Source organism: Methylobacterium sp. CCH5-D2 (genome assembly GCF_001556475.1).
Lineage (GTDB): Bacteria > Pseudomonadota > Alphaproteobacteria > Rhizobiales > Beijerinckiaceae > Methylobacterium > Methylobacterium hispanicum.
Genome location: NZ_LSIX01000191.1, coordinates 1 through 3,774 on the forward strand (window position 1 = coordinate 1; position 3,774 = coordinate 3,774).

Consider the following 3,774-nt stretch of genomic DNA (forward strand, 5'->3'; position numbering starts at 1 on the left):
CCCGCGGCCGCGTCCTCACCCCGCAGGCCTTCCGCCATATGGGCCTCGCCGTGCCGAGGACGGAGCCGAGCCTCGACGCTGCGGAGGCCTGAATTCCGGCCGTACGGCGATCCGCCTACCCGCCCACGAGGCTGTCGGCGAAATCGTCGGGCACCGCGCCGAAGCTCTCGAGGATCGCGATGCTCTCGACCTCGCCGGTCTCGTCGTCGGCGACCACCCGCAGGGCCGCGGTGCCGGGCAGGCGCGCGGCCATGGCCTGCGCCTTCTTGAGCGCGCCGCTCTCGGTGCCCGTGACCTCGCGGTCGCCCGGCGTCAGACGGTTGCGCTTCATCACGAAGGTCTGCACGACGAAGGTCGTCTTGAGGGTCATGTGCGGGATCCCGGCGGCGGCACCCCGCTCTACGCGATCGGGTGCCCGCGCCTCAACGCTCGCGCCGCAGGCTGCGGACGAAGCGCCGGGCGACCGCGCGCACCGCCGCGTCGTCGCGGCTGCCGTCGTCGGCCTTGTCCCAGAGGTGGTCGAGGCTCCCGTCGAGCGCGTCGAGGAGGGCGGGGTCGCGCTCGGCGAGATGCCGGATCGTGCCGAAGAGCAGGTGCTCGACGGCCAGCTCGCGGTGGCGGGCCTCGACGATCGGATCGGGATGGGGCTCTGACATGGTGCGAGAACGAGCGGGCCGGCCTCGGGTTCGGCCCCGGGCCGCGATGCCGCAGCCCCTCAGCTCCGCTTGCGCAGCGGACGCTCGTAGCGGGCGGCGGTCTCGGCGAAGCCGGTCGCCGCACAGAAGCCGCGCAGGCTGGCCGCCGCCGGCTCCGGTCCGGCGTCGAGGCGCAGCACGCCGCAGCCGGCAGAGCGCGCGGCCTGGGCGCCGGCCTTGAGCAGCAGGCGGCCGATGCCCTGGCGGCGCTCCTCCGGCGCGACCGCGAGCGTGCTGACGACCGCGACCGGGTGCGCGTCCACGAGCGTCGCGTGCCAGTGCAGTACGATGAGCCCGCTCGGCGGTCCCCAGGCCAGGGCGAGGAGCGCGCTGCCGCCTTCCTGGCGCAGGGCCTCGATCCGCAGGGCGAGCGCGCGCGGCGGGATCGCGATGCCGCAGGCGCCCAGCAACTCGGCGAGGCCGGGGGCGTCGGCGGCCGAGGCCGAGCGGATCTCCAGGCCGTAGCGGTTGCTCACGTCGGCGCTCCGGCGGACCAGGGGCGCCCTCGTTGGGCGGAAACGTCCGGCCGGGTCAAGGCTCGGGGCCGAGACTCGGGGCTCTGCCCCGAGGCCCCGCCGAAGGGTTCTCACCCTTCGGGATCCCGCATCCTCAGGCGAGCGTCGTCAGGTCCTGGAACCAGTGCTGGGCCTGGGTGTAGCCCTTCACCCGCGGCGAGAGCGCGTGCGGGTTGGTGTCGTGCACCACCCAGACCTGGACCGCGTCGTCCACCACGATCTCGTGCATCCGGGCGAGCAGCCGGTCCTGCTCGGCCGTGTCGAGGCTGTTGCGGATCCGGTCGCAGAGCGCATCGACCTCACTGTTGCGGTAATGGCTCCAGTTCACGCCGTTCGGGGCGATCTGGCGCGAATCGTAGAAGCGCAGCATCGCGTAGAACGGGTCCGAGGTGACGTAGGCGATGTTGCCGCCCGAGACGTCCTTCAGGCTCGGGTCCGTGGCACCCTGGCGCCACCCCGTATAGGCCACCTCCAGCTCCACGGTGCGGAACGCCACCTGGATGCCCACCTCCGCCCAGCTCTGCTGGATGAACTCGTTGATCGGCAGGCTCAGCATCTGCCCGGTGCCGCCGGTCGGGATGACGAAGGTGGTCTTGAGCGGGTTCTTCACCGAGTAGCCCGCCGCCTCCACGAGCTTGCGGGCCTCGTCCATGTCGGTCCGGATCTTGAAGCTCGGGTTGCCGAACCAGGGGCTCGACGGCTGCACCTGGCCGGTGGCCGGCGCGGCGAGCCCGCCCATCAGCTGCACCACGCCCTCGCGATCGACCGCGAGGTTGGCGGCGCGGCGCAGGCGCAGGTCCCGCCAGGGCGAGCCCTCCGCCATCGAGAGGTGGTAGTTCCAGACGTGGGGCGTGTCGTTGCCCACCACCCGCATGCCGGCGGCCTTCAGGCGCGGCACCGCGTCGGGAGCGGGCAGCTCGATCAGGTCGACGTTGCCGGAGAGGAGCGCGTTCACCCGGGCCAGATCCTCCGGCACGCAGGCGAGCGTGAGCTTGGCGAGCTTCGGCATGCGCTTCGGGTTCCAGTAGCGCTCGTTCGGCACGAACTCGGCCCGCACCCGGGGGGTGAGGCCCGCCAGCTTGTAGGGACCGGTGCCCGAGGGCTGGAAGGCGAACTTCGCCCAGTCGCGCCCGACCCGCTCGTACTGCGCGGGCGAGGAGATCAGGAACCAGAGCATCTGGTAGGGGAACAGGCTGTCGACGCTCTTCGTCGTCACCTGCACGGTCGCGGCGTCGAGCTTCCTGTAGCTCGCCACGCCCGGCAGGCGCGGGCGCACCTGCGCCGCCTGGCGCTGGTCGAAGTGCGGCGCCTCCTTGTTGAGCACCTTGTCGAAGTTCCAGATCACCGCGTCGGCGTCGAAGGGCGAGCCGTCGTGGAAGGTCACGCCCTCGCGCAGGCGGAAGGTCCAGTTCTTCCGGTCGGCCGGATCGCTCTCCCAGGCGGTCGCGAGCCCCGGCACCATCTTGCCCGGCCGGTCCGCCACGTCGAGTTCCCAGGCGACCAGCGGGTCGTAGAGGGTGAGCCCCGTGAACTGGTAGCCGCCCGCGCCCCGATCCGGCTGGCCGGTGGTGAGGGGCAGGTCGGTCATCGAGATGCCGTAGGTCAGGCTGCCGGAGGGAGCCGCCCCGGCCCCGTCCCGCGCCAGGGCCCGGCCGGTCGGGCCCAGGGCGGCGAGGGCCGCGCCCCCGGCCAGAACCGATCGGCGTGTCAGCGGCGTGCGGTGCATCAGGATCTCTCGTTCGGGCGGCTGTTCGGCGTGCGGACCCGGTGGCCGCGCGGCCGGACAGAGCCCGGGCGCCATCAGCAAGAAGCGGGCCAGGACGGCCGCACATCGACGAGATCTCGAGCAGAGACGTAGCTCAGACGTAGCTCAGATCGCGGGGCTGCCCGCATTCGCCCTTCCGTCGAGGCAAATGGCCCAGTGGATCCGGCACGCCGGATCCACGGAAACGGCCCGGCACGGTGCGGATCCGTGACGTTGCTTCGTCTCGACCTGAGCGATCGGGTGAGGACGAGGCCGTCTGGGCCGCGCGAACCTGCGCGGTGCCTGCCGCGCTGCGGCGTGACAGCCGCCCCGGACGTGGGCAGAGTGGGGCTTCGCGAGAGCCGGCGACAGAATCCGGCCCGCCCGGGGGCCAGGAGGGAGCGCTCCATGCCACGGTACTTCTTCGACGTCCGGTCCGGATCCGGCCTCGTCTGCCTCGATTACCAGGGGCTCGACTGCGCCGACGACGCGGCGGCCCTCGACCTCGCCCGCCACGGCGCGGGCTTCACCTCGCACGCGGACTGCGCCCGCAATCCCCAGCTCACCCGCTACCGCTTCAGCGTGCAGGACGCCGAGCACCGGCCGCTCTTCACCGTGCCCTTCACCGAACTCGAGCCCGACGCGCCGCCGGCCCGCAAGCGGCCCCGCGGATCGGGGCGCGGCCGCACCGCCCGCAGCCGTCCATCCGTGCACTGACACCGCTTCCGGTTGATGGCTTCGGTTCGAGGCATCGTCTCGAAACGAAGCGCGGGTCCCCTCTCCCAAAGGGAGAGGTCTGCTTTCGCAGAAAGCCGGGTGA

At 72.4% G+C, this 3,774-nt stretch carries 5 protein-coding genes; 1 reads left to right on the plus strand and 4 read right to left on the minus strand.

Annotated features, from left to right (window positions below; translation table 11 throughout):
* Positions 1 to 115: 115 nt before the first annotated feature.
* The 4 genes from AX737_RS04890 to AX737_RS04905 form a co-directional block, all read right to left on the minus strand.
* Entirely contained in the window at positions 116 to 370 is a 255-nt protein-coding gene (locus AX737_RS04890; protein WP_066919436.1) for a hypothetical protein, read from the minus strand.
* Between the two features lie 52 nt (positions 371 to 422).
* Positions 423 to 656 (minus strand): hypothetical protein, encoded by a 234-nt coding sequence (locus AX737_RS04895; protein ID WP_197430459.1) that lies wholly within the window; start codon positions 654 to 656, stop codon positions 423 to 425.
* Between the two features lie 59 nt (positions 657 to 715).
* Positions 716 to 1,171 (minus strand): GNAT family N-acetyltransferase, encoded by a 456-nt coding sequence (locus AX737_RS04900; RefSeq protein ID WP_066919438.1) that lies wholly within the window; start codon positions 1,169 to 1,171, stop codon positions 716 to 718.
* Between the two features lie 133 nt (positions 1,172 to 1,304).
* Positions 1,305 to 2,936 carry an ABC transporter substrate-binding protein gene (locus tag AX737_RS04905; protein ID WP_066919440.1) on the minus strand — a complete coding sequence of 544 codons (1,632 nt, stop codon included), beginning with the start codon at positions 2,934 to 2,936 and terminating at the stop codon, positions 1,305 to 1,307.
* A 426-nt stretch (positions 2,937 to 3,362) separates the two neighbouring features.
* Here AX737_RS04905 and AX737_RS04910 point away from each other — a divergent pair, with 426 nt between their 5' ends.
* A complete protein-coding gene (locus tag AX737_RS04910; RefSeq protein ID WP_066919442.1) occupies positions 3,363 to 3,671 on the plus strand; it encodes a hypothetical protein in 309 nt (102 codons plus the stop codon).
* The last annotated feature ends 103 nt before the right edge of the window (positions 3,672 to 3,774 follow it).

Excerpts from the sequence above, each read along its gene's own strand:
- AX737_RS04890 (WP_066919436.1), bottom strand. The coding sequence starts at position 370 with ATGACCCTCAAGACGACCTTCGTCGTGCAGACCTTCGTGATGAAGCGC.
- AX737_RS04895 (WP_197430459.1), bottom strand. The coding sequence starts at position 656 with ATGTCAGAGCCCCATCCCGATCCGATCGTCGAGGCCCGCCACCGCGAG.
- AX737_RS04905 (WP_066919440.1), bottom strand. The coding sequence starts at position 2,936 with ATGCACCGCACGCCGCTGACACGCCGATCGGTTCTGGCCGGGGGCGCG.
- AX737_RS04910 (WP_066919442.1), top strand. The coding sequence starts at position 3,363 with ATGCCACGGTACTTCTTCGACGTCCGGTCCGGATCCGGCCTCGTCTGC.